The sequence below is a fragment of the Rhizobium sp. SVR5-9E genome, assembly GCF_056755095.1.
On the sequence record NZ_JBNDHS010000197.1, the window covers coordinates 1 to 2,405 of the forward strand.

A 2,405-nucleotide genomic window follows, 5' to 3' on the forward strand; every position below is an offset into this window, starting at 1 on the left:
AGCGGCAGGCGACGGGCGCTGCCGGCTATCTGGACGACGACTTCATCCGGGGACTGCATGATCCCGGCGAGCGCGTTCGTTCCGACCATTCCTTCCTTCCCGACAAGCCCGGTTTCGATCTCGAGACCGCGCGGCGCGTGGACAATGATCGAGTTCACCCCTGTTTCGGGAAAATAGACGTACTGGATGGGCTTATTCGGAGCCTGTAGCTGTTGATGGAGCTCCAGGTCAATCAGCTCGGAGCCATTCAGAACGGCCTCAGCCGTATCTCTATCCATCCCTGCGATGAGGATGTTCAGTGTTGCGTTTCCATCGAGCATGTTCCGCTCCTCCTAAAGGGGCAAGAGCAGATTGTCTCTCAAGCGGTCCGCACCCGTAGAAATTGAACCGACGTGGGACAATGGTCCTATGCGAGATATGTTCCATCAGTTCTCAGATAAATCCGGCGCGCTTCCGCTCAGGAAGATTGTCGAACTCAGATTGTGCACCGGCTCGGTGCGCAGCCCTCGCTTCCTTCCAGGTCCGAGCGGCAAGGGCTCGCTTGTAGGGGCGGGCCCTTCGATCCTAATCCCAACTGATGATTGACCCGCGGGCGCTGCCGGAGCTTTAGTTTCAGGCGCTGTAGCCCCCAAGCACAGCCATGACGGTCACGTTACCCAATATCCGCGGCCGCCATAAGACCAGGGGCTCGCCGTTTTTGAACCTTTTGGACGGGGTCCATTGGAGAATATCGTAATTACTGAAACGACCGCTTCGCGGGTATTATCGTGAGAAGCGGTCGCCGCGATTGAATTCGCAAAAGCCTACGGTCACTTCAGGTCACCAGCTCGCGCCGGTTTGAGCAAAGTCGATGAACGTTGCTATACGGCAGACGCGGCACCAACAGCTTTTGCAAAATCGGTCGCACTCACCGGCTCATCTGATCTCAGGATAATGGAACCGTCCTTGTCAACGAGGACGATTCCAAAAGTGCCAACCTGTGGTCCTGAGGTTTCCTTACGAACATCCGACGCAGTCAGATGTGTCGGTCGTCTCGATACTTGCACAGCCGAATTGCCAAGAACATGCGCCACGGTGATGCCCAATACGCGAAGGGCTTCGAGGGTCAACGCCTCGTCTTGAAGGCCCAGAAGTTCTCCTGTGCTGTCATCAAATATCACTAGGATCCGCGCGGTCCCTTTGAAAGCAGCTAGGCTGTCAGCCGGGTGCGTGGTTTGTTCATCGATGCCAATAATTTCGGCTAATAACGACTTGAGCATGGGTACCTCCCGGCCAGACTAACGATTGCGCCAGCCGGGAGTTCCGTGGCGGGCAACGTACGTCCCAACCAGCCATCCGAATTAATAATTAGCTCTGGTGATGGTGCGCCTCCACCGGCAATGGAATAGTCAATGTCGCTTCACGTGGCTACCCCCGCGTCGTCGTCCGTCGCGATGGCTGATTTTCAATAAACCGATCAAGCCGCTCGCCCATGCTATCAAGTCGGCTGTCGAGGCGGCTGGCCGCGCGGTGGTCTTCCTGAACTAGCCGCCAGGGTCGGAACCGCAGCCGTCACCCTGGTTTCGCACGGTCACCTTTCCCCGTTACCGCGTAACCGGCCAGCTTCGGCGGGTTTTCGTCCGTACGGTAACGGAACGCTTGCTAGATCGATCGGTTATCGGAGCGGCCGCGCGGCAGTTTTCCTGTTAAGCGCCGGCGTGGCGCCCACTCGCGATCCTGGCGGGACCTGTCATTCTCGCTACCAGACGCACACCGACCGGAACAATGCGCAGCCCTCATTGTTCTCTGAACGCATAGCAGGAGATTGCCGTCGATGACGAGGTATTATTTTCACATCCGTACCGGGGATCAATTGATCGAAGACGACGAAGGTGTCGATTTGCCGAACGTTGCCGCCGTTCAGCAAGAGGCCCGCAACGCTGCCCGCGAGATGATTGCGGAATCAGTGATGGGCGGCGAGCAGATCGCGGCACAGCGCTTCGAAATCGTCGATGAAAGCGGCGATATCGTCGCGGTTCTGCCGTTCGGCTTCATGGTCCTCGATTGACTCCATCAGATGAACCGCGCCGAGAAATGGCGGTCAGGTGCCGGAACATTCGATAGAGCTAGGCCGTTTATTATTCGGGATCGTGTGGCAGGCAGATTGTTTTGCCCCTTCCTTGCCCTTCGGAAGGCCGCGCGATCCTCTGGATCAGACTGCCCCGCTCAGGCGAGGCTTCTCTTTGTCCGTTAGCGGACAACCTAATTCCTTTGCTATGGGCGCCGTTGAGGCGTACAGTTTGTCATCGGTCCACGTATGCAACCGGGTGACGACCGCTTGAGAGACAGTCTGCTCTTGCCCCAATGGAGAGCGATCATGTCATCTGTTTTCGAGCTACTTTCTTGCACAGACGATGAGATTGAAC

The 2,405-nt window shown here is 57.0% G+C and carries 3 protein-coding genes; 1 reads left to right on the plus strand and 2 read right to left on the minus strand.

The features are described 5' to 3' along the window. On the minus strand, window positions 1–320 hold a 320-nt coding region (locus tag ACPYOJ_RS34260; RefSeq protein WP_481420204.1), incomplete at its 3' end, for a cyclic nucleotide-binding domain-containing protein. 540 nt (window positions 321–860) lie between these two features. Continuing rightward, entirely contained in the window at window positions 861–1,259 is a 399-nt protein-coding gene (locus tag ACPYOJ_RS34265; protein ID WP_481420205.1) for a DUF4174 domain-containing protein, read from the minus strand. A gap of 554 nt (window positions 1,260–1,813) precedes the next feature. On the opposite strand from ACPYOJ_RS34265, the gene ACPYOJ_RS34270 reads away from it, so the two are divergent. Further along, the gene (locus ACPYOJ_RS34270; RefSeq protein ID WP_481420206.1) at window positions 1,814–2,047 is read left to right on the plus strand and encodes a DUF6894 family protein; all 234 of its coding nucleotides are present in this window, start codon (window positions 1,814–1,816) and stop codon (window positions 2,045–2,047) included. The last annotated feature ends 358 nt before the right edge of the window (window positions 2,048–2,405 follow it).

Excerpts from the sequence above, each read along its gene's own strand:
- ACPYOJ_RS34265 (WP_481420205.1), bottom strand. The coding sequence starts at position 1,259 with ATGCTCAAGTCGTTATTAGCCGAAATTATTGGCATCGATGAACAAACC.
- ACPYOJ_RS34270 (WP_481420206.1), top strand. The coding sequence starts at position 1,814 with ATGACGAGGTATTATTTTCACATCCGTACCGGGGATCAATTGATCGAA.